The sequence below is a fragment of the Collinsella aerofaciens genome, assembly GCF_018785265.1.
In the GTDB taxonomy this organism is placed as follows: Bacteria; Actinomycetota; Coriobacteriia; order Coriobacteriales; family Coriobacteriaceae; genus Collinsella; species Collinsella aerofaciens_AI.
Genome location: NZ_WQPK01000045.1, coordinates 73,520 through 95,077 on the forward strand (window position 1 = coordinate 73,520; position 21,558 = coordinate 95,077).

The 21,558-nt window shown below is 61.6% G+C and carries 18 protein-coding genes; 17 read left to right on the forward strand and 1 reads right to left on the reverse strand.

Annotated features, from left to right (window positions below):
- The first annotated feature begins 2 nt into the window (after positions 1-2).
- From GPK42_RS07745 to rpsJ, 5 genes are all read left to right on the forward strand, one after another.
- Positions 3-4,478 (forward strand): DNA-directed RNA polymerase subunit beta', encoded by a 4,476-nt coding sequence (locus GPK42_RS07745; RefSeq protein ID WP_215694700.1) that lies wholly within the window; start codon positions 3-5, stop codon positions 4,476-4,478.
- 824 nt (positions 4,479-5,302) lie between these two features.
- The gene (gene rpsL / locus GPK42_RS07750) at positions 5,303-5,680 is read left to right on the forward strand and encodes a 30S ribosomal protein S12 (protein ID WP_006235012.1); all 378 of its coding nucleotides are present in this window, start codon (positions 5,303-5,305) and stop codon (positions 5,678-5,680) included.
- Positions 5,681-5,753: 73 nt separating this feature from the next.
- On the forward strand, positions 5,754-6,227 hold the full coding sequence (rpsG, locus tag GPK42_RS07755) for a 30S ribosomal protein S7 (protein ID WP_006235013.1): 474 nt from the start codon (positions 5,754-5,756) through the stop codon (positions 6,225-6,227).
- Between the two features lie 19 nt (positions 6,228-6,246).
- The gene (gene fusA / locus GPK42_RS07760) at positions 6,247-8,346 is read left to right on the forward strand and encodes an elongation factor G (protein WP_022094183.1); all 2,100 of its coding nucleotides are present in this window, start codon (positions 6,247-6,249) and stop codon (positions 8,344-8,346) included.
- A 60-nt stretch (positions 8,347-8,406) separates the two neighbouring features.
- Entirely contained in the window at positions 8,407-8,715 is a 309-nt protein-coding gene (gene rpsJ, locus GPK42_RS07765; protein WP_022094184.1) for a 30S ribosomal protein S10, read from the forward strand.
- A gap of 116 nt (positions 8,716-8,831) precedes the next feature.
- On the opposite strand, the gene GPK42_RS07770 is transcribed toward rpsJ, so the two are convergent.
- Entirely contained in the window at positions 8,832-9,608 is a 777-nt protein-coding gene (locus tag GPK42_RS07770; RefSeq protein ID WP_215694702.1) for a biotin--[acetyl-CoA-carboxylase] ligase, read from the reverse strand.
- Between the two features lie 176 nt (positions 9,609-9,784).
- Here GPK42_RS07770 and GPK42_RS07775 point away from each other — a divergent pair, with 176 nt between their 5' ends.
- From GPK42_RS07775 to GPK42_RS07830, 12 genes are all read left to right on the forward strand, one after another.
- Positions 9,785-10,744, forward strand: coding sequence for a 3-oxoacyl-ACP synthase III family protein (locus tag GPK42_RS07775; protein WP_215694704.1), 960 nt, complete (start codon positions 9,785-9,787; stop codon positions 10,742-10,744).
- A 51-nt stretch (positions 10,745-10,795) separates the two neighbouring features.
- Positions 10,796-11,032: an acyl carrier protein gene (locus tag GPK42_RS07780; RefSeq protein ID WP_006235019.1), complete on the forward strand. Its 237-nt coding sequence runs from the start codon at positions 10,796-10,798 to the stop codon at positions 11,030-11,032.
- A gap of 2 nt (positions 11,033-11,034) precedes the next feature.
- Positions 11,035-11,979: an enoyl-[acyl-carrier-protein] reductase FabK gene (gene fabK / locus GPK42_RS07785; protein WP_215694706.1), complete on the forward strand. Its 945-nt coding sequence runs from the start codon at positions 11,035-11,037 to the stop codon at positions 11,977-11,979.
- The gene (locus GPK42_RS07790; RefSeq protein ID WP_138113093.1) at positions 11,967-12,893 is read left to right on the forward strand and encodes an ACP S-malonyltransferase; all 927 of its coding nucleotides are present in this window, start codon (positions 11,967-11,969) and stop codon (positions 12,891-12,893) included. Before fabK ends, GPK42_RS07790 begins: the two co-directional genes overlap by 13 nt.
- A gap of 30 nt (positions 12,894-12,923) precedes the next feature.
- The gene (gene fabG / locus GPK42_RS07795; RefSeq protein ID WP_215694707.1) at positions 12,924-13,697 is read left to right on the forward strand and encodes a 3-oxoacyl-[acyl-carrier-protein] reductase; all 774 of its coding nucleotides are present in this window, start codon (positions 12,924-12,926) and stop codon (positions 13,695-13,697) included.
- A 39-nt stretch (positions 13,698-13,736) separates the two neighbouring features.
- Positions 13,737-14,984, forward strand: a complete 1,248-nt coding sequence (fabF, locus tag GPK42_RS07800) for a beta-ketoacyl-ACP synthase II (RefSeq protein WP_215694708.1) — start codon at positions 13,737-13,739, stop codon at positions 14,982-14,984.
- A 3-nt stretch (positions 14,985-14,987) separates the two neighbouring features.
- Positions 14,988-15,464, forward strand: a complete 477-nt coding sequence (gene accB, locus GPK42_RS07805; RefSeq protein ID WP_215694709.1) for an acetyl-CoA carboxylase biotin carboxyl carrier protein — start codon at positions 14,988-14,990, stop codon at positions 15,462-15,464.
- Between the two features lie 9 nt (positions 15,465-15,473).
- Positions 15,474-15,896 (forward strand): 3-hydroxyacyl-ACP dehydratase FabZ, encoded by a 423-nt coding sequence (gene fabZ / locus GPK42_RS07810; protein ID WP_006235025.1) that lies wholly within the window; start codon positions 15,474-15,476, stop codon positions 15,894-15,896.
- A 9-nt stretch (positions 15,897-15,905) separates the two neighbouring features.
- A complete protein-coding gene (locus GPK42_RS07815) occupies positions 15,906-17,249 on the forward strand; it encodes an acetyl-CoA carboxylase biotin carboxylase subunit (protein WP_117765058.1) in 1,344 nt (447 codons plus the stop codon).
- Entirely contained in the window at positions 17,236-18,960 is a 1,725-nt protein-coding gene (gene accD / locus GPK42_RS07820; RefSeq protein ID WP_252200213.1) for an acetyl-CoA carboxylase, carboxyltransferase subunit beta, read from the forward strand. Before GPK42_RS07815 ends, accD begins: the two co-directional genes overlap by 14 nt.
- Before the next feature lie 40 nt (positions 18,961-19,000).
- A complete protein-coding gene (locus GPK42_RS07825) occupies positions 19,001-20,215 on the forward strand; it encodes a PTS sugar transporter subunit IIC (RefSeq protein WP_215694710.1) in 1,215 nt (404 codons plus the stop codon).
- Between the two features lie 150 nt (positions 20,216-20,365).
- Complete coding sequence (locus GPK42_RS07830) at positions 20,366-21,520, forward strand: cation diffusion facilitator family transporter (protein ID WP_215694711.1); 1,155 nt, start codon at positions 20,366-20,368, stop codon at positions 21,518-21,520.
- Positions 21,521-21,558 lie beyond the last annotated feature (38 nt).

A 21,558-nucleotide genomic window follows, 5' to 3' on the forward strand; every position in this document is an offset into this window, starting at 1 on the left:
CTGTGGCAGATTTCGAAGCTACTGATTTTGACTCGGTAAAGATCTCCCTTGCCTCCGCCGACCAGATCCGTTCCTGGTCGCACGGTGAGGTCAAGAAGCCGGAGACCATCAATTACCGTACCCTCAAGCCCGAGAAGGACGGCCTGTTCTGCGAGAAGATTTTCGGTCCCGCCAAGGACTGGGAGTGCTCCTGCGGCAAGTACAAGGGCATCCGCTTTAAGGGCATCGTTTGCGAGCGCTGCGGCGTCGAGGTCACCTCGGCCAAGGTGCGTCGCGACCGCATGGGCCACATCGAGCTCGCCGCTCCCGTGTCCCACATCTGGTACTTCAAGAGCCCCACGAGCTTCCCGATGAGCCGTATGCTCGACATCAAGTCCAAGGACCTCGAGAAGGTTCTGTACTTTGCCAGCTACATCATCACCGAGGTCGACTACGAGGCTCGCGAGGCCGACGCTGACGACCTGCGCGAGGAGCTCGCCGCCGATCTGGAGGAGATCGATGCCGAGTGCGCCCGCCAGATCGAGTCCCTCAAGGAGCAGGGCAACCCCGAGAACTTTGACGAGTTCTCCGACGAGGAGCCGCTGACCCCCGAGGAGATCGCCTCTGGCATCGTCGACATCGAGGAAGAGTGCAAGGACGAGAAGCAGCTCCGCACGGACGCCTTCAACGCCTTCATGAAGCTCACCGAGCGCGACCTCATCTCCGATGAGCCGCTGTTCCGCGAGATGACCCGTTACTACTCCATGTACTTCAAGGGTGGTATGGGTGCCGAGGCCGTCCGCGACCTGCTCGCCGCCATCGACCTCCCCTCCGAGGCCGAGAAGCTCAAGGCCATCATCGCCGACGAGGACTCCCAGAAGCAGAAGCGCGAGAAGGCCGTCAAGCGCCTCGAGGTCGTTGACGCCTTCCTGAAGGGCGGCAACAGCCCCGCGAACATGATCCTGGATGTCATCCCGGTCATTCCGCCCGATCTGCGCCCGATGGTCCAGCTCGACGGCGGCCGCTTCGCCGCGTCCGACCTCAACGACCTGTATCGTCGCGTGATCAACCGTAACAACCGACTCAAGCGCCTGCTCGACCTGGACGCCCCTGCGATCATCGTGAACAACGAGAAGCGCATGCTCCAGGAGTCCGTGGACGCCCTGTTCGACAACGGCCGTCGTGGTCGCCCGGTCTCTGGCCGTGGCGGTCGCCCGCTCAAGTCGCTCGCCGAGGCTCTCAAGGGCAAGCAGGGTCGTTTCCGTCAGAACCTGCTGGGCAAGCGTGTCGACTACTCCGGCCGTTCGGTAATCGTTACCGACCCCAAGCTGCTGCTGCACCAGTGCGGTCTGCCCAAGACCATGGCGCTGGAGCTCTTCAAGCCCTTCGTCATGAAGCGTCTGGTCGAGCTCGGCAAGGTCGAGAACATCAAGGGCGCCAAGCGCGCTATCGACCGCGGTGCCACCTTTGTGTGGGATATCCTCGAAGAGGTCATCGACGGCCGCGTCGTGCTGCTCAACCGTGCACCGACCCTGCACCGTCTGTCCATCCAGGCCTTTGAGCCGGTGCTGGTCGAGGGCAAGGCTATCCACCTGCACCCGCTGGTCTGCTCGCCCTTCAACGCCGACTTCGACGGCGACCAGATGTCTGTCCACGTGCCGCTGTCCAGCCAGGCTCAGGCCGAGGCTCGCGTGCTCATGCTCTCTGCGAACAACCTGCGCTCGCCGGCATCCGGCAAGCCGGTTAACATCCCTTCGCAGGACATGATCATCGGTGTGTACTACCTCACCCAGGTCCGCGACGGCCTGCCCGGCGAGAACCACGTGTTCGCCAGCTTCGACGACGCGCTGCACGCCTATGACTGCCGCTCCGAGGTCGACATGCAGGCCAAGATCCAGGTCCGCGTGTCCGCTGCCGATGCCAACGTCATCAACGAGGACGGCACCCGTATCTTCCGCGTCAAGAACGGCAAGAACGAGTTCGTCGACTACGACGTCACCGGCAACAAGACCGCGCGCTTCGAGACCTCTATCGGCCGCATCATCTTCAACCGCCAGTGCCTGCCCGAAGACTACGAGTTCATGAACTACAAGATGGTCAAGGGCGACGTGGCCAAGCTGGTTGCCGACTGCTGCGATCGTTACCCCGAGGCCAAGGTCGGCCCGATCCTCGACGCCATCAAGTACTCCGGCTTCCACTACGCTACCCGCGCCGGCCTCACCATCTCGGTGTGGGACGCTCTCATCCCTGCCGAGAAGCAGGAGCTGCTCGATCGCGCCCAGGCCAACGTCGACCAGATCAACGAGTACTTCGAGGAGGGCTTCATCAACGAGACGGAGCGCCACATCGAAGTCGTTAACGAGTGGACCGCTTGTACCGATAAGGTTGCAGCGCTCATGCTCGACTTGTTCGACGAGGAGAACCCGCTCTACATGATGGCCGACTCCGGCGCCCGTGGTTCTAAGACCCAGCTGCGTCAGCTCGGCGGCATGCGTGGCCTGATGGCAGACATGTCCGGCGAGACGATCGACCTTCCCATTAAGGCGAACTTCCGCGAGGGCCTGCTGCCGCTCGAGTACTTCATTTCGACCTACGGCGCCCGTAAGGGCCTGGTCGATACCGCATCCCACACCTCGGACTCTGGTTACCTGACCCGTCGTCTGGTCGACGTGGCCCAGGACGTCATCGTCCGCGAGGAGGACTGCGGTACGCACGAGGGCGTCACCTACAACCTCATCATCCCCGGCACCACCGACCTCAACACCGACCTCGTCGGCCGTTGCTTCATTGAGGACGTCGTGGCTCCCGATGGCACCGTGCTCTTTGAGCAGGACGGCTACATCGAGAAGGTCGCCGACATCCAGAAGATGGTCGATGCGGGCCTCAAGAAGGTCAAGCTTCGCGCGCTGCTCACCTGCCGTTCCAAGTACGGCGTGTGCCAGAAGTGCTACGGCTGGGATCTTTCCACCCGTCGTCCGGTCGCCATCGGTACCGCGGTCGGCATTATTGCCGCCCAGTCCATCGGCGAGCCCGGTACGCAGCTTACGATGCGTACCATTCACTCCGGCGGCGTCGCTGGCGTCGACGATATTACGCAGGGTCTGCCTACGGTCAGCCGTATGTTCGATATCGTCGGCAACGTCAACGAGAAGATCCTGGGTCGCGAGGCCGAGCTGGCTCCGTACTCCGGCCACCTCTCGATTAAGCCCGAGAAGTCCGAGTACGTGCTGACGCTCACCGACTCCGAGGACCACACCCGTGTCCTCGACGAGCGTCGCGTCCCCGCTTCGGTGCGCTTTATGCCCGAGATCGAGGACGGCTGCGAGGTTCGCGCCGGCGATCAGATCACCAAGGGCTTCGTCAACTTCCGCAACCTGCGCAAGCTGACCGACATCGAGTCGACGATGCACACCTTCGTCGAGAGCGTCAAGGACGTCTACACAAGCCAGGGCGTCGACCTGAACGACAAGCACATCGAGGTGCTCGCACGTCAGATGCTGCGTCGCGTTCAGATCACCAACCCCGGCGATTCCAAGTACCTGCTTGGTCAGTACGTCGACCGCTACGAGTTCGCCGACGAGGTCGAGCGCGTTGCCCGCCTGGGCGGTCAGGCTCCCGTGGCTGAGCCCGTCATCCTGGGTACGCTCAAGGTCGCGTCCAACATCGACTCCTGGCTGTCGAGCGCTTCGTTCATCCGTACCGCCGGCGTCCTTACCGAGGCTGCCATCGAGGGTAAGGTCGACCACCTGCTCGACCTTAAGTCCAACGTTATCGTCGGTAAGAAGATCCCGGCCGGTACCGGCCTCAAGCCGTACGCCAACGCCAAGCTGACGTATCGCACGGCCGACGGCTATGTCGACATCGACGGCCCGGCTTCGCCCAACGCCAAGTCGCTGCCCGAGTGGGCTCCGGTTGAGCTCAAGGACCTGGACGAGCAGCTCCCGCAGCAGCTCGACTGGGCCGGCTACGACGAGTTCGGTGGTGCTGACGGTTCGTTCACCCGCAACGGCCACACCATCTCCGCCGAGAAGGCTCGCCTGTACCTGTTCGACGACCTGGGCGTGTCGCAGCGCTGGACCAACAAGTTCAGCGAGGTCGGCATCGAGACGGTCGGCGACCTGGTCGGCAAGTCCGAGGAGGATCTGCTGCGCATCGATGGTATCGGTGCCAAGGCGATCGAGGAGCTCCGTGACGGCCTGGAGGCCCACGACCTGCTCTACATCCTCGAGAACAACGACGACGTTGCCGACGAGGAAGACCTCTCGCAGCTGCTGCAGATGGTCTTTAGCCCCGATGGTCCGGACGATATCCTGCTGGGTACCTCCGCTCCGACGCATCACGCCGACGCCGACGAGGAGCTCCTGGGCGCCCCGATCGACGACAAGAAGGCTCCCGCCAACGGCGCGATCAACGAGGACATGGCTTCTCTCGACGAGCTGCTCAACCAGCTCGTGGACACCGATGACGCCGAAGAGGCCAAGGACAACGACGAGGAGTAACTAGTTCCGCCGTTCTAACGAACGGCGGCGACCTCCGTCGCTGCGCGGCCCCCAGAGCTACAATCTGTCATTCAAAAGGCAGGGCATGACCAAAAGGTCAATGCCCTGCCTTTTTCATGCCACCTTGTACGCTCTGGGGGCCGCTCGCTTGCGTATGCTCAACCTGTTGCGTTTCACAATGATCTGTTGGGGACGGAGGAAAATGGATCATTTTGAGTTGTGATTCGGAAGTATGCGGCAAAATCCCGATAGTCCGACCACATTGCATATGCTCAAGTGTTCTACCTGCGGGTTTGTTGTCGCAAAACCCCGGTGTGCTCGGCAGGTCCAGAATTTGCCGCATACTTCCGAAAACGCCGCCGATTTCCATGCGACAGATGAGAGCAGATCATCGCTGGAGTGCGACGTTTCCCCAGATAAAACCGACCAAAATAAACCTGTCCCTATTTGGCAGGTGGCGTTGCCCCGACGAGCGCGTCGGATTCCCGGACCGGGCCGCCCGCTGTTTAAGTTTGTCGCGAGTTCCGCACGAGCCGGAGGCCACTTAATGTGGCCTCCGTGCGAGCCAGGACTGTAGAGCAGCAAACTTAACCCCTGTGCCGCCCGGCCCGGGAATCCACCCCAGCGCACACAAGGGGATTCCTTTTGTGTAGGCTTTGCGGAAATGTGCTCATTTTGGGATACGCCCGGCGGCGTGGTCTGTTGACGGCACAGCTAACGGCACGTATCCTATCGAACTGCGTGTTTCGTAGGGGGATGCTGACCCCTCGATTCAAGCCGTTGCACTTTACAGAAAGCTGGAATCATTCGAGAAGGAGTACGCTTTGCCTACTATTAACCAGCTGGTTCGCCAGGGCCGTCGTTCCGTGCCCAAGAAGTCCAAGAACGCTGCTCTGCAGCACAACTCCCAGAAGCGCGGCGTGTGCACCCGCGTCTTCACCACGAGCCCCAAGAAGCCGAACTCGGCTCTTCGTAAGGTTGCCCGTGTTCGCCTCGTCAACGGCATCGAAGTTACTGCTTACATCCCGGGTGAGGGCCACAACCTGCAGGAGCACTCCATCGTGCTCGTCCGCGGCGGTCGTGTCCGTGACCTCCCTGGTGTCCGTTATCACGTCATCCGTGGCGCCTACGACGCTGCTCCGGTCCAGAACCGTATGCAGGCCCGTTCCAAGTACGGTGCTAAGCGCCCCAAGGCCAAATAAGCCAGATAACGTTTTGATACTTTCGCCGTGTGCCGCCTAAGCGCCGCACGGTAGACACTTAAGGAGATTTCACATGCCGCGTCGTGCAGCAGCTAATCGTCGTGAGGTTCAGCCTGACGCCGTTTACAACAACCGCCTGGTGACTCAGCTCATCAACAAGGTCCTTCTTGACGGCAAGAAGGCCACCGCTGAGCGCATCGTTTACACCGCTTTCGAGATCGTTGCCGAGAAGTCCGAGGGTGGCGACGCTCTCGCTACCTTCAAGAAGGCCATGGACAACGTCAAGCCCACGCTCGAGGTTAAGCCCAAGCGTGTCGGTGGCGCTACCTATCAGGTCCCGATGGAGGTCAACTCCCGTCGTTCCACCGCTCTGGGTATCCGCTGGATCGTCAACTTCTCCCGCGCTCGCAAGGAGAAGACCATGGCCGAGCGTCTCGCCAACGAGATCCTCGACGCTTCCAACGGCCTGGGCGCTTCCGTCAAGAAGCGTGAGGACGTCTTCAAGATGGCCGAGGCCAACCGCGCGTTCTCTCACTATCGTTGGTAAGTTAAGGTAAGGAACTAACATGGCTAAGCCTAAGTACAAGCTTTCCGATACCCGTAACATCGGCATCATGGCCCACATCGATGCCGGTAAGACCACCACGACCGAGCGTATTCTTTACTACACCGGTAAGACCCACAAGATCGGTGAGGTCCATGAGGGCGCTGCCACCATGGACTGGATGGTTCAGGAGCAGGAGCGCGGCGTAACCATTACCTCCGCTGCCACCACCTGCTTCTGGAACAAGGACGGTAAGGACTACCGCATCCAGATCATCGACACCCCGGGCCACGTTGACTTCACCGCCGAGGTCGAGCGCTGCCTGCGCGTCCTCGATGGCGCTGTCGCCGTCTTCGACGCCGTTGCCGGCGTTCAGCCCCAGTCTGAGACCGTTTGGCGTCAGGCTTCTACCTTCAACGTCCCCCGTATCGCCTTCATCAACAAGTATGACCGCGTGGGCGCTGACTTCTTCAACGCTATCGAGACCATGAAGGATCGTCTCGACGCTAACGCCGTGGCCGCTCAGGTCCCGATGGGCGCCGAGGACAACTTCTGGGGCGTCATCGACCTCGTTACCATGACTGCATGGGACTTCAAGGCCGACGAGAAGGGTATGACCTACCCCGAGCCGATGGACGAGATCCCGGCTGAGTTCGCTGACATCGCTGCCACCAAGCGCGAGGAGCTCCTCGACGCTGCTGCCAGCTTTGACGACGAGCTCATGGAGAAGATCCTCATGGAGGAGGACTTCACCGTCGAGGAGCTCAAGGCTGCTCTGCGCAAGGGCGTTCTGGCCAACGAGCTCAACCTCGTCTTCGTGGGCTCCGCCTACAAGAACAAGGGCGTCCAGGAGCTGCTCGACGCTGTCGTCGACTACCTGCCCAGCCCGCTCGACGTTGAGGCCGTCACCGGTACCGATCCGGATACCGGCGAGGAGATCCAGCGTCATCCTTCCTTCGACGAGCCCTTCTCCGGCCTGGTCTTCAAGATCATGACCGACCCGTTCGTCGGTAAGCTCACCTATGTCCGCGTTTACTCCGGCCGTGCCGAGTCCGGCTCTTACGTGGTCAACGCTTCCAACGGTCAGCGCGAGCGCCTCGGCCGCATCCTCGAGATGAACGCCGCCGAGCGTATCGACCGTGACGACGCTGCCGCCGGCGACATCGTCGCTTGCGTCGGCTTCAAGAACTCCACCACCGGTGACACCCTGTGCGCCGAGGGCAAGGAGATCGTCCTCGAGAAGATCGAGTTCGCTAAGCCCGTTATTGACGTTGCCATCGAACCCAAGACCAAGGCCGAGCAGGACAAGATGTCCCTGGCTCTGACCAAGCTCGCCGAGGAGGACCCGACCTTCCAGGTGTCCACCAACCACGAGACCGGCCAGACCATCATCGCCGGCATGGGCGAGCTGCACCTCGAGATCATCGTCGACCGTCTGCTCCGCGAGTTCAAGGTTGACGCTAACGTCGGTAAGCCCCAGGTTGCCTACCGCGAGACCGCTGGTCACGACGTCGAGAAGGCTGAGGGCAAGTTCGTCCGTCAGTCCGGCGGTCGCGGTCAGTACGGCCACGCCGTCATCAAGCTCGAGAAGATGGAGGAGGGCTTCGGCTACGAGTTCGTCAACGCTATCGTCGGCGGCGTCGTGCCCAAGGAGTACATCCCGTCCATCGACAAGGGCATCCAGGAGGCCCTGAACACTGGTGTTATCGCCGGCTTCCCGGTCCTCGACGTTAAGGTCACCCTGTTCGACGGTTCTTACCACGAGGTCGACTCCTCCGAGGCCGCCTTCAAGATCGCCGGTTCCATGGCTATCAAGGACGCCCTCAAGAAGTCCGATCCGCAGCTGCTCGAGCCGATCATGGCTGTCGAGGTCGAGACCCCCGAGCAGTACATGGGCGACGTTATGGGCAACCTCTCCGGTCGCCGCGGCAAGATCGAGGGCATGGAGGATCGCAAGAACAGCAAGCTCATCCGTGCCAAGGTGCCGCTGGGCGAGATGTTCGGTTACGCTACCGACCTTCGCTCCCAGACCCAGGGCCGTGCATCCTACACGATGCAGTTCGACTCTTATGAGCCCGCGCCCAAGTCCATCGTGGACGAGGTCATGAGCAAGAACGCCTAAGTTCGAGCTCCCTGTTACGTAATCCGCGAGAACATCTCTCGCACTCTTTGGAGGTTTAAGTTGGCTACCCAGAAGATCCGCATTCGCCTCAAGGGCTATGATCACGAGGTCGTCGATCAGTCCGCGAAGCTCATCGTCGAGACCGCTCAGAAGACCGGCGCTCGCGTTTCCGGTCCTGTCCCCCTGCCCACCGAGCGCAACCTGTACACGGTTATCCGCTCGCCGCACGTGAACAAGGACTCCCGTGAGCAGTTCGAGATGCGCACTCACAAGCGCCTCATCGACATCCTCGACCCCACCTCGGGCACCGTTGATTCGCTCATGCGTCTCGACCTCCCCGCTGGCGTCGACATCGACATCAAGCTTTAAGCGATATCGCTCATAGCTTAAAGGGCCCCGCTGCCGTTACGGTAGCGGGGCCCTTTTGTTTTGAGTTTAGATTTTGGGATAGCGAATTCGTCTGCCGAGCCGACGGCTGCGGCGCCCTATTCGCTCAGGGGGCGCAAGGATGCTTCTTCGAAGTGGAAGACGCACAAGCCGCTCTCGGTCTCAATGCATGCGCGGCCGCAATCGTCGACCGTTCTAAATATGCCTCGTGCCAGCTCGTCTCCAGCGGGGGAGCGGGCGATAACGTGCTCCCCGATCCAATTGAGGTGACCGACATAGTCATCGCGGACGGGCGCGAGCGGTCCGGCGTCTTCTTCCATGGCGTTGAGGCGTTCTGCCCACGCATCTACAGCGTTCACGACTGCGTGATAGACCTCATCGAGGAGCATGTCGACGGCAGGAACGTTTTCGTTAAGGTCCGAGAGACCGATTGCCGGCAGGCCGCCATCGGGCACCTCTTGGGGCACATAGTTCACATTGACGCCAATGCCGCAGACGGCGAAAGGTTTGCCTTCGTTATCGCGTGCGGCCTCGACCAGAATGCCGCCGAGCTTGCGTTCTCGCGCGACCAGGTCGTTGGGCCATTTGAGGCCAATCTCGTTTGCAAGACCCTGCTTTTCGAGTGCTTCGAGCACCGCTAGGCCGCTGACGGCGGCAAGACCAGAGTACTTTGCGGGATTAACGCATGGACGCAGGACAATCGAAAGCAATAGGTTGCCGGCGGATGAATCCCACTTGTGGCCGCGCCGGCCGCGTCCTGCCGTTTGCGCGCGGGCGGCAAGTCCTGTGCCGTGCGGCGCTCCCTGTTTTCCTGCTTCGAGCAGGTCATCGTTGGTCGATCCGGTTACGTCGACTATCGTTAAACGAGAATCCATAACAGCTGCTACCTCCTAAGTAAATAAGGCAATCGCGCAATGGTGTCGAGAGATAGACACAATGTGAAGCCTTTGTCGCATTTGGACAATTTAATGTTAACACGTCAACAAAGACTGAAATGCGTTATCCTCTCTTGGTCGATGTAAACACGTCAACAACTCAAAGGAGGTTAGTGATGGGTTTCACGATTCTTGGAACAGGCTCGGCGCTTCCTGAGCGCAGCGTTTCCAATGACGAGCTGTCTGAGTTCCTCGATACCTCGGATGAGTGGATTTTTACTCGCACAGGTATCAAGAGCCGCCACGTCTGCACCACCGAGTCACTTGACGACCTTGCCGTAGCGGCGAGCGAGCGGGCACTCCAGGTGTCCGGAATCGACGCGAGCCAGCTGGATCTGATCGTCTGCTCGACGACGACGGGTGACCACCTTGTTCCCGCTGAGGCGTGTGCCGTTGCTGAGCGACTGGGCGCGACGTGCCCTGCCTTCGATGTCTCGGCGGCTTGTGCCGGCTTCGTATTTGCGCTCGATGTCGCCGAGGGCTATATCGCCCGCAGCCGTGCCGAGCGCGTGCTTGTTGTTGCTGCCGAGCAGATGACGCGCGCGCTCGACTGGACCGACCGTGCCACCTGCGTGCTTTTTGGCGATGGGGCAGGCGCCGCAGTGATTGAAGCTGGGGGAGACAACCCCCTTGCCGTTGAGCTTTCGACGGCGCCCGACGTCGAGACGTTGTGCGTTCCCGGTCTGGTCGGTACCTCGCCGTTTAAGGCTTCCGCAGATAGCGTGAGCGTGCTGTTCATGAATGGCCGCCGCGTGTTCAAGTTCGGCGTCAACGCCATCTGCGACACGGTCCATAAGCTTGCGATCGATGCGGGCATTTTGGTCGAAGACATCGATCATTTTGTATTCCATCAGGCTAACGAACGAATCCTGAGCCAGGCGGTCAAGCGCCTGGGCGTGCCGGAAGAGCGCGTGGTTCGCACGTTGCGCGAGACCGGCAACATTTCGAGCGCATGCATTCCGCTTGCCCTCGACCGGCTGGCAAACGCCGGTGCACTTCACACGGGCGACACCATCGCCTTGGTTGGATTTGGCGCCGGTCTGGATATAGGTGGCTATCTGCTTCGTTGGAAGTAGTCGCACATAGGAAATAAAAACGCCCTAGGGCACAACCAAAGGAGAACTACCATGGCAGATCAGAAGACCTTCGAGCGCGTTTGCGACGTAATCCGCGAGACCGCCGGTCTTGACGATGTCGAGATGAAGCCCGAGTCCACGCTCGAGGAGATTGGTCTCGACAGTCTGGGTACCGTCGAGATCCTCGTCGCCGTCGAGGACGAGTTTGGCATTCAGCTCGATACCGAGGAGAACCCCAAGACGGTCGGCGAGTTCGCCGATACGGTCGAGGCGGCATTGGAGAAGTAGAGATGCTCAAGACTCCTCTCTGCGATCTGCTCGGCATCGAAAAGCCCGTGTTCCAGGGCGGTATGGCCTGGATTGCCGACGCCTCATTGGCGTCCGCAGTATCCGAGGCGGGCGGCTTGGGGATTATCGCGGCCATGAACGCCGACGCCAACTGGCTGCGCGACCAGATTCACGAGCTGCGCGCCAGGACGGATAAGCCCTTTGGCGTGAACGTCATGCTCATGAGCCCGTTTGCCGACGAGGTTGCACAGGTCGTGATTGACGAGCGAGTGCCGGTCGTCGTGACGGGCGCCGGCAATCCCGCCAAGTACATGAAGGCGTGGAACGAGGCGGGCATCAAGGTCATCCCGGTCGTTGCCTCGGTGGCGCTGGCGCGCCTCGTGGCACGTCGTGGAGCCACGGCGGTTGTTGCCGAGGGTACCGAATCGGGCGGCCATATTGGCGAGACCTCGACGATGGCACTGGTGCCGCAGGTCGTCGATGCGGTCGACATTCCCGTCGTGGCCGCCGGCGGTATCGCGGATGGCCGCGGGGTGGCGGCCGCCTTTATGCTTGGCGCCGCTGGCGTCCAAGTGGGCACGCGTTTTCTCGTTGCCGATGAGTGTACCGTCTCGGAGCAGTACAAGGAGATGGTCCTGAAGGCCAACGACACTTCGACGCGTGCGACCGGTCGCTCGACGGGACATCCGGTGCGCGCCCTCAAGAGCCCCTTCACCAACGCCTATGCCAAGAGCGAGGGTTCCGGCGCGAGTGCCGAGGAGCTCGGTGCTATGGGAACCGGTGCGCTGCGTAAGGCCGCCAAGGACGGCAACTACGAAGAGGGCTCGTTTTTGTGTGGACAGATTGCCGGCATGGTCAACGAGCGCCAGAGCGCACGCGAAATCGTTGACGACCTGGTCGATGGCGCCGAGCACGTCCTGAAGGGTGCGTGCGCATGGGTGGCGTAGCGTTTTTGTTTGCCGGCCAGGGTGCCCAGCACCCCGCGATGGGCGTCGACTTGATCGAGACATCGCCGGCGGCCGCCGAGGTGTTCGCCATTGCAGACGAGGTGCGCCCGGGGACCAGCGAGCAATGCCGGAGCGCCTCCAAGGAGGAGCTCTCGCAGACCGAGAACACGCAGCCTTGCGTGTTCGTGCACGACCTGGCAGCGGCTGCCGCCCTGCGTGAGCGCGGCGTGGTACCTGCCGCCTGTGCGGGATTCTCGCTGGGCGAGGTCGCCGCGCTCACCTTTGCGGGGGCGTTCGATACGCGAGCGGGCTTTGAGCTCGTGTGCGAGCGCGCGGCGCTGATGGCCGCGGCTGCCGAGCGCCATCCGGGCGGCATGCGCGCCGTCATCAAGCTCGATGCGGCGCAAGTCGAGGGCCTGGCAAAACAGGCCGGTGAGGACTGCTGGCCAGTCAACTACAACAGCCCACAGCAGACGGTTGTGGCCGGAGCGCCCGAGGCGCTGCAGGAGCTCGACGTCCTAGTAAAAGAGGCTGGCGGCCGCGCCATGAAGGTCGCGGTGTCGGGTGCATTTCATAGCCCCTATATGGCCGAGGCGACCTGTGGCCTTGCCGCATATATTGAGGCCGGTCACGCGCCGTCCCCGTTGCTCATTCCTGTTTTGGCAAATATGACAGCGGCGCCCTATCCGGCGGATCCCCAGACGGCATCGGATGTCTTGGCCAATCAGGTGAGCCATGCCGTACGCTGGGTCGATACGCTGCATGCTCTGCAGGATCAAGGCATCGACACATTTATTGAGGTCGGCCCCGGCAAAACGCTGTCCGGCCTGGTCAAGCGTACGCTGAGCGACGTTCGCGTGTATTCGTGCGAGACGGCCGAGCAGGTCGCAGCTATTGCCGACGAGCTCGCATAGTCCACAGGGCTGTAACCCGAAAGGAATGACATGGGCAACTTGAACAACGGCACGCTCGAGCGCAACGACTCACGTCGCGTGGCACTGGTCACGGGCGGCTCGCGTGGTATCGGCCGCGCCTGCGCTGTCGGTCTGGCGGAGGACGGCTTTGATATCGCCGTCGTCTATGCCGGCAGCGTCGATGCGGCGCGCGAGACGTGCGAAGCCTGCGAGGCGGCTGGTGCCGCGGCACGCGCATATCAATGCGACGTGGCCGACCCCGCTGCCGTCAACGCGTGCGTGGAAGCGGTCCTCAACGACTTTGGCTCCATTTGGGCGCTCGTCAACAACGCTGGCATCACCCGCGATGGCCTGCTCATGCGCATGGGCGATGACGCCTTCGATCGCGTACTCGATGTCAATCTCAAGGGAACGTTTAACACGACGCGCGCGCTCACCAAGACCTTTATGCGCCAGCGCGGCGGCTGCGTCGTCAACATGAGCTCGGTCGTGGGCCTGATGGGCAATGCCGGGCAAGCTAACTACGCTGCCTCCAAGGCGGGCGTGATCGGCCTGACCAAGGCGGTGGCGCGCGAGCTTGCGCCCCGCGGTGTACGAGTGAACGCGGTCGCCCCCGGGTTTGTCGAGACAGATATGACGGCAAAGCTCCCGGAGAAGGTGCGTACGGTAACCGAGGAGCAGATTCCCCTTAAGCGTATGGCGCAGCCCGAAGAGGTGGCCGGTGTGGTGCGATTTTTAGTGAGCGATGCGGCTGCCTACATTACGGGCGAAGTCATACGCGTCGACGGCGGAATGGCGATGTAGAAACCAGGGCCGAAGAACGGCTTGGATGAGGAGACCATGATGGAACAGAGAGTTGCAATCACCGGTATCGGTGCCGTGTCGCCGCTCGGCAACACCGCGCTTGCCACCTGGGCGGCCATGTGCGCCGGCACGTGCGGCATCGGCCCGATCACGCACTTCGATACCGATGCGTTTGCCGTCAAGGTGGCAGCCGAGGTCAAGGGCTTTGACGGCAACGAGTACTTTGGCAAGCGTGATGCAAAGCATCTGGACCCCTGCGTTCAGTTTGCGATGGCGGCTTCGGACGAGGCCATGCGCGATGCGGGCTTTGATGTCGAAGGCGCCATCGATCGAGAGCGCCTGGGCGTCTACGTGGGCTCGGGCGTGGGCGGCATGACGACGCTCGTCGACAACGTCCATACGATTGCCGAACGTGGGCCCCGCCGCGCATCGCCCTATATGATCGCGATGATGATCCCCAACATGGCATCGGGCAATATCGCAATCCGCCACAAGGCAAAGGGCCCGACCCTGCCCGTGGTGACCGCGTGCGCAACCTCGGCCCATGCGGTGGGCGAGGCGTTCCGCGCCATCAAGCACGGCTATGCCGACGCGATCCTCGCGGGCGGCGCCGAGGCTGCAATTATCCCCGATGCCGTTGCGGGCTTTACGTCCTGCCGTGCATTGACCACCAACCCCGATCCCGCGACGGCCTGCCGTCCGTTCGATGCAGACCGCGACGGCTTTGTGATGGGCGAGGGCGCCTGCGTGCTCGTGCTCGAGAGCATGGAACATGCGCAGGCGCGCGGTGCGCACATTTATGCCGAGGTCGTGGGCTACGGCAACACCGATGATGCCTATCACATCACGAGTCCTGATCCCGAGGCTGCCGGTATTGCCCGCGCGATATCGCTGGCGGTGACCGAGGGCGACGTCAGGCCTTCCGAGGGTCTCTACATCAATGCTCACGGCACATCGACCAAGCTCAACGATTCGTCCGAGACGGCGGGCATTAAGCGTGCGCTCGGCGAGGACGCGGCGCGCGCCGCGCACGTCTCGTCGACTAAGTCGATGACCGGCCACATGATCGGTGCTACGGGTGCCATCGAGGTCATGGCCTGTGCCATGGCGCTCGAGCAAGGCGTGGTGCCCCCGACCATTAACTACCGCACGCCCGATCCCGCCTGCGATCTTGATTACACGCCTAATCGAGCGGTTCGCGCCGACCTCACCTGGGCGCTTTCGACCAACCTGGGCTTTGGTGGACACAATGCCGCCATCGCACTGCGTAGATATGCAAGGAGCTAGAGCATGGATTCCAAAAGACTTGCCGAGATAGCCGATGTGATGGAGGACCGCGGCCTCACGCGCGTGCGCGTTGAGGAGCCCGATGGCACCGCGGTCGAACTCGAGCGCGCGAGCGCCGCACAGCCGGTTGCCGTGCCCATGCCTATGCCGGGTGCAGTAACTGCTCCGGCGGTGGCCCCTGTCGCCATGCCTGCCGCCGCACCGGAGCCCGTCGCGCAGGCGCCTGCCGCTGCACCGGAGCCCAAGGGCACCGAGGTGACTGCTCCCATGGTCGGCGTTTTCTATGCTGCCCCGGCGCCGGGCGACGAACCGTTTGTGCACGTGGGCTCCAAGGTCAAAGCCGGCGAGACTCTCTGCATCATCGAGGCCATGAAGGTTCTCAACGAGGTGACGGCAGAGGCGGATGGCGAGGTGCTCGAGATTTGCGTGGCCGATGGCGACCTCGTGGAGTTTGGAAGCTGCCTCATGAGAATCGGATAGGTGATATCCATGAACAAAGAAGAGCTTAAAGAACTGTTACCGCATCGCGAGCCGATGCTTTTGCTCGACGAAGCCGAGCTGGTGGGCGACGAGGCCCACGGCAAGATCACGATTACGGGCGACGAGTACTTTTTGCAGGGGCATTTTCCGGGAAACCCGGTGGTCCCCGGCGTGATCCAGTGCGAGATGCTCGCCCAGAACTGCTGCGTGCTGCTGATGGGCGATGAGGAAGCGCGCGGTGCGACACCGTTCTATACGAGCCTGGACAAGGTGCGCTTTAAGCGTCCGGTGCGCCCGGGCGACACGGTGGACCTGGTGTGCTCTATCACGCGTGCGCGCGGGCCGTTCCGCTTTGCGACGGGTACCGCGAGCGTCAACGGTGAGGTTTGCTGCCGCGCCGATATGTCTTTTGCACTCATGCACGAAAGTTAAGGAAGGCTCATGTTCGACAAAGTGCTCATCGCCAACCGCGGCGAGGTCGCGGTCCGTGTTATCCGCGCGTGCCGCGATATGGGCATCAAGACCGTCGCCGTTTACTCCACGGCCGATGCGGACGCGCTGCACGTGCAGCTTGCCGACGAGGCGTATTGCATCGGTGGCCCGCGTCTTGCCGAGAGCTACCTCAACGACGATGCCGTGCTCACCTGTGCCGTAAAGTCGGGAGCTAAGGCAATTCATCCCGGCTATGGCTTTTTCTCCGAGAAGGCGAGCTTCGTGCGCGACTGCGACAAGTATGGCCTGGCGTTTGTCGGTCCTTCGGCCGAGGTGATCGACAGCATGGGCGACAAGGATGCCGCACGTCGAACGGCTGCCGCGGCGGGCGTGCCCATCGTGCCGGGCTGCGATTTGCTCAAAAGTCCCGAGGAGGCGACGGCCGAGGCCGAGCGCATCGGCTGCCCCGTGCTCATCAAAGCGCGTGCAGGTGGCGGCGGTCGCGGCATTCGCAAGGTCGAGCGCGTGGAAGACGCGGCAAAGGCCTTTATTGAAGCACGTGCCGAGGGCGAGGCCGTTTTTGGCGACGGCGAGTGCTACATGGAGAAGTTCGTCGCGCCGGCGCACCACGTTGAGGTGCAGATTATGGCCGATAAGCAGGGCCATGTGTTTTCGCTCGGCGAGCGCGAGTGCTCGGTGCAGCGTCGCAACCAAAAGCTGATCGAGGAGAGCCCCGCGCCGTGCCTCGACGGACACGACGACATTCGTGCTCGCATGCACAAGGCAGCGCGTGACTTGGCTCGTGCCGTCGGCTACGAAGGAGCCGGTACCATCGAGTTCCTGTATTCGGACGACGGCAATTTCTACTTTATGGAAATGAACACGCGCTTGCAGGTGGAGCATCCGGTTACGGAGTTTGTGACCGATACCGACTTGGTCAAGTGGCAGCTGCGCGTGGCAGCCGGCCAGCCTCTGCCCTTTGAGCAGGAGGACATGCCGGTCCGCAACCACGCCATGGAGTGCCGCATCAATGCCGAAACGCCGGACTTTCTGCCGTCATGCGGAACGGTCACCGCGTTGCGTGTACCGGGTGGTCCGCGCGTGCGCTGGGATTCGGCCATGTTCACCGGTGCGACAGTTCCGCCGTACTACGACTCCATGCTCGGCAAGCTCATCGTGTGTGCGCCCACGCGTGACGGCGCCATTCGCAAGATGCGCTCGGCCCTAGGCGAGCTCGTGATTGAGGGCGTGAGCGAAAACAGCGAGCTTCAGCTCGACGTGCTGGCAAACGACGAGTTCTTGTCGGGCATGTATCACACCGATCTGATGGGGCATCTCTATGCTGATGAATAGAAAAGCGAAGACGGTCAACGTCCTCGAGGGACCGATGACCGAGTCGTGCGCCGAGTTTCCCGCGCGCCACGTGTTTATCAAGTGCCCGGAGTGCCGCCGTGTGATCGATGAGGCACGCCTGCACGACAACCTCGAGGTCTGCCCTCGTTGCGGCAAACACTTTCGCGTGAGCGGTCGCGCGCGCATGCGCATGACGGTCGACGAGGGCACGTTTGAGGAATGGGATGCCAATCTGGCGTCGGAGGACTTCCTCTCGTTTCCCGGCTATGCCGATAAGCTCAAGAGCGTGAGCGAGCGTTCAGGCGAGCGCGATGCCGTTGCGTGCGGCAGGGGCAAAATCTGCGGTTGCGATACCGCGCTCTTCTTTATGGACGCCAACTTTATGATGGGCTCGATGGGGTCCGTGGTGGGCGAGAAGATCTGTCGCGCATTTGAGCGTGCGACCGAGCTGGGATTGCCAGTTGTCGGCTTTACCGTTTCGGGCGGTGCGCGCATGCAAGAGGGCGTGACCTCGCTTATGCAGATGGCCAAGATTTCTGCGGCGGTTAGGCGCCACAGCGAGGCGGGCGGCCTGTATATTACGGTGCTCACCGACCCCACGACCGGAGGCGTAACCGCGAGTTTTGCCATGGAGGGGGACATTATCCTGGCCGAGCCCGATGCCCTGACGGCATTTGCCGGCCCGCGCGTGATCGAGCAGAACATGCACAAGCGCCTGCCCAAGGGATTCCAGCGCTCCGAGTTTTTGCTGGAGCACGGCTTTTGCGATGCCGTTGTTCCGCGCGGCGAGATTGCGCTCACGGTGGGCGAGCTGCTGGCGCTGCACGAGGGGCATGCGCCCGGCCTGGGGGCACCGCATGAGATCGTGCATACGGGTCGCCGCGGCAAAAAGCTGGGACACTTGTTCAAGCGCTCGACGGCACCAAAAACCGCGCTCGAGATTGTCAAGCAGACCCGCTCGGCAGATCGCGCCACGGCGGGTGAGATGATCTCGCTGGGCCTGGATGGATTTGTGGAGCTGCACGGCGACCGTTACTTTGGCGACGACGCCGCTGTGGTGGCTGGCATTGGCTGGAAAGACGGGCGACCCGTGACGGTCATCGCCATCGAGCGCGGCACCACGACCAAAGAGCGTATGCGCCGCAACTTTGGCATGGCGCATCCCGAGGGCTACCGCAAAGCGCGTCGCCTTATGCGCCAGGCCGAAAAGTTTGGTCGACCGGTTCTGTGCCTGGTCGATACTTCGGGCGCGTTTTGCGGCATCGGTGCCGAGGAGCGCGGCCAGGGCGAGGCGATTGCCCAGAATCTCATGGAGATGAGCGGCCTTAAGACGCCGATTGTCTCGGTGGTGACAGGCGAAGGCGGCTCTGGTGGCGCGTTGGCGCTGTCCGTGGCCGACCGCATCCTGATGCTCTCGAGCTCGGCCTATTCGGTCGTGAGCCCCGAGGCCTGTGCGTCGATCCTGTGGAAGGATACCGAGCGCGCGAATGAGGCCGCCGAGGCGCTGAAGCTCACGGCCCCCGATCTGTTGGCGCTCGGCATCATCGACGGCATCGTTGACGATAGGGGCCTGTCGCATGAGGAGATCGCCGGTGCCGTCATGTCCTCGGCATTTGATGCCTTCGATACGCTTGGGCGGCTCGACGACGCGACCCTCACAAACCTCCGCTACGAAAAGTACCGCGCAATCGGTCAGTACCGCACGATGTGACAAAGGGACAGTCCGCATGTCACATTGGGAAAGGCGTTCCATGCCACAAGTTTCTAACACCTCGTTTACGACGACGGTCTCATCAAACGCCATGGCCGTGGTGGACTATCTGTCCAAAAGCATGATGTCGGCGCTGCCGTTTATTGTCTGCGCGGCGTTGTTCCGCACCGTTGCCGTCATTATGGGCGAAGGTATGCTGGGCCTGTGGTCTGCCGATTCCGAAATCTATCGCCTGTTCTACAGTTGGCTCTATAACGCCGGCTACTACTTTTTGCCCATTTATCTTGGTTGGGCGGCCGCCCGCCAGCTCGGTTGCTCGGAGCAGCTAGGCATGATGCTGGGCGGCGTATTGATTGCGCCCGATCTGCTTAAGCTCGTCGATGCCGCATCGACGACGGGGGCATCGATGACTTCCGTGTATGGTCTGCTTCCCGCGCCGGTCAACGATTACACGACGACTGTTATTCCGGTTCTCATCTCGGTGCCCGTGCTATGGCGAGTGGAGTGTTTCTTTCGGCGCGTTATCCCTAAGGCCGTGGCGTTTTCGTTCGTTCCGTTTGCGACCATGCTCGTCATGGTTCCGGTTTCGCTGTGTATTACGGCGCCGGCGGGCAGCTATCTGGGCATGCTGTTGGGCCAGCTTATGTTTATGCTTGGCAATTCCGGTGGCATCGTGTCGCTGCTCACGCTCATGGGGCTTGCCGCGGGCTGGGAGTTCCTAAAGATCGCGGGCGTCAGCAACGTTGTCCTATCGCTCGCCTATGCGCAGTTTATGAGTGTGGGAACGGATTCGTGCATCCTGATCGCCGCGACGATGGCGACGTTCGCCGTTTGGGGCATGCCCTTTGGCGCGTCGCTCCGCGTTGCGGATAAGGACGAGAAGGCCCTCATGCTGGGCTATTCAATCTCGGGTGTTCTTGGCGGCGTAAGCGAGCCGGCGCTGTACGGTTGCGGCTTTAAATATGGCAGGTGCCTGACGTGCATGGCCATTGGCGGTGCCGTCGGAGGCCTTGTTGCGGCCGTGGGGCACGTTACGGCCTATACCATCGGCATGACGAATGTCCTCATGGTCATTGGCTTTGCCACGGGCGGCATCTCGAACCTGCTGTGGTGCTGCGCTGCCGGCGGTGTGGCATTTGCGGTGTCTGCGGCGCTGAGCTACTGCTTTGGCGTGGTGCCGGCGAAGGGGCAGGCGGCGGGGGATGGAGCCGATTTGCCCGAAACCTCTAAGAGCGCGGCCGAAGTAAGCGCGTAAACCTGTGCGGCACAAGGACGATTCCTTTGCCACATTCCAAGGCCGTGGCCCGTGTGGGTCGCGGCCTTTTTGTATCTGGGGGACAAAGTGGCTACACTACAATCCGTTTGAACAATAGATATATAAGTAGCACCGTGGGGGCGGATGTAGATGGTCGAGTGGATTGTTAAGCGTGCGCAGGGCGATCGTGCGCGTGTGGGCACGTTAGCGGGCATGGTGTGTATTGTCGCCAATGTCGCGCTTTGTGCTGCGAAGGGCGCAATTGGTGTGGTTTCGGGATCGGTTTCGATTGTGGCGGATGCCATGAACAACCTATCCGATGCCAGCTCGAACATCGTGAGTGTCCTTGGCTTTAAGCTGGCGAGCAAGCCGGCCGACCCCGAGCATCCTTACGGCCACGGTCGCTACGAGTATCTCTCGGGTCTGGTCGTGGCGGCGCTCGTGCTGCTGATTGGCGTTGAGCTGGTGAAGTCCTCAGTTGAGCGCGTCATCCACCCCGAACCTGTCGAGTTCTCGCTTGCCCTGGTGGCAGTTCTCGTGCTTTCGATGGTTGTTAAGCTGTGGATGGCGACCCTCAACCAAAAGCTCGGCGATCGCATTGAGTCCGAGACGCTGCATGCGACCGCCCAGGATTCCAAGAACGATGTCCTTGCTACGGGCGCCGTGCTGGCGTGCGCAATTGTTTCGCAGGTGACGCACATCAATCTTGACGCATGGGTCGGCCTTGCCGTTGGCGCCTATATTGGCTGGAGCGGTTTTGAACTCATCCAGGATACGGTGAGCCCGCTTTTGGGCCAGACGCCCGATCCTAAGCTGGTCAAGCACATTCGAGACAAGATCATGAGCTATCCCGGTGTTTTGGGCGTTCACGATCTGATGGTTCACGACTACGGCCCGGGCAGGAAGTTTGCAAGCGCTCACGCCGAGATGGCGGCCGAGGCCAGCCCGCTGGAAAGTCACGACACGCTCGATAACATCGAGCAGGCGTTTAGGAACGAAGACGGCATGATTGTCACGCTTCATTACGATCCCATTGTGACCGACGATCCCAAGGTGGCGAGCATGCGCTTGCGCATCAACGCAATGGCCCAGGAGATCGATAGCCGCCTTTCGATTCATGATTTGCGCTGCGTGCCGGGTCCCACGCACACCAACGTGATTTTTGACTGCGTGCGTCCCTCGGATCTGCAGATGAGTGCCGAAGACTTAAAGCACGCGCTGGCACAACGGGTCGAATCGGAATACCCCAAGTCGATTGCCAAGATTACGATCGACGAAGACTACGTAGGACATACCCACGAGTAAGGCTGTGCCGGCAAAGCAGGTTATGCAGAAGGGGAGAG

Coding starts and splice junctions, on each gene's coding strand:
- fabZ (WP_006235025.1), top strand. CDS start 15,474: ATGAACAAAGAAGAGCTTAAAGAACTGTTACCGCATCGCGAGCCGATG.
- fabK (WP_215694706.1), top strand. CDS start 11,035: ATGCTCAAGACTCCTCTCTGCGATCTGCTCGGCATCGAAAAGCCCGTG.
- rpsG (WP_006235013.1), top strand. CDS start 5,754: ATGCCGCGTCGTGCAGCAGCTAATCGTCGTGAGGTTCAGCCTGACGCC.
- GPK42_RS07825 (WP_215694710.1), top strand. CDS start 19,001: ATGCCACAAGTTTCTAACACCTCGTTTACGACGACGGTCTCATCAAAC.
- GPK42_RS07815 (WP_117765058.1), top strand. CDS start 15,906: ATGTTCGACAAAGTGCTCATCGCCAACCGCGGCGAGGTCGCGGTCCGT.
- accB (WP_215694709.1), top strand. CDS start 14,988: ATGGATTCCAAAAGACTTGCCGAGATAGCCGATGTGATGGAGGACCGC.
- fabG (WP_215694707.1), top strand. CDS start 12,924: ATGGGCAACTTGAACAACGGCACGCTCGAGCGCAACGACTCACGTCGC.
- accD (WP_252200213.1), top strand. CDS start 17,236: ATGCTGATGAATAGAAAAGCGAAGACGGTCAACGTCCTCGAGGGACCG.
- fabF (WP_215694708.1), top strand. CDS start 13,737: ATGGAACAGAGAGTTGCAATCACCGGTATCGGTGCCGTGTCGCCGCTC.
- GPK42_RS07790 (WP_138113093.1), top strand. CDS start 11,967: ATGGGTGGCGTAGCGTTTTTGTTTGCCGGCCAGGGTGCCCAGCACCCC.
- fusA (WP_022094183.1), top strand. CDS start 6,247: ATGGCTAAGCCTAAGTACAAGCTTTCCGATACCCGTAACATCGGCATC.
- GPK42_RS07780 (WP_006235019.1), top strand. CDS start 10,796: ATGGCAGATCAGAAGACCTTCGAGCGCGTTTGCGACGTAATCCGCGAG.
- GPK42_RS07775 (WP_215694704.1), top strand. CDS start 9,785: ATGGGTTTCACGATTCTTGGAACAGGCTCGGCGCTTCCTGAGCGCAGC.
- GPK42_RS07830 (WP_215694711.1), top strand. CDS start 20,366: ATGGTCGAGTGGATTGTTAAGCGTGCGCAGGGCGATCGTGCGCGTGTG.
- GPK42_RS07770 (WP_215694702.1), bottom strand. CDS start 9,608: ATGGATTCTCGTTTAACGATAGTCGACGTAACCGGATCGACCAACGAT.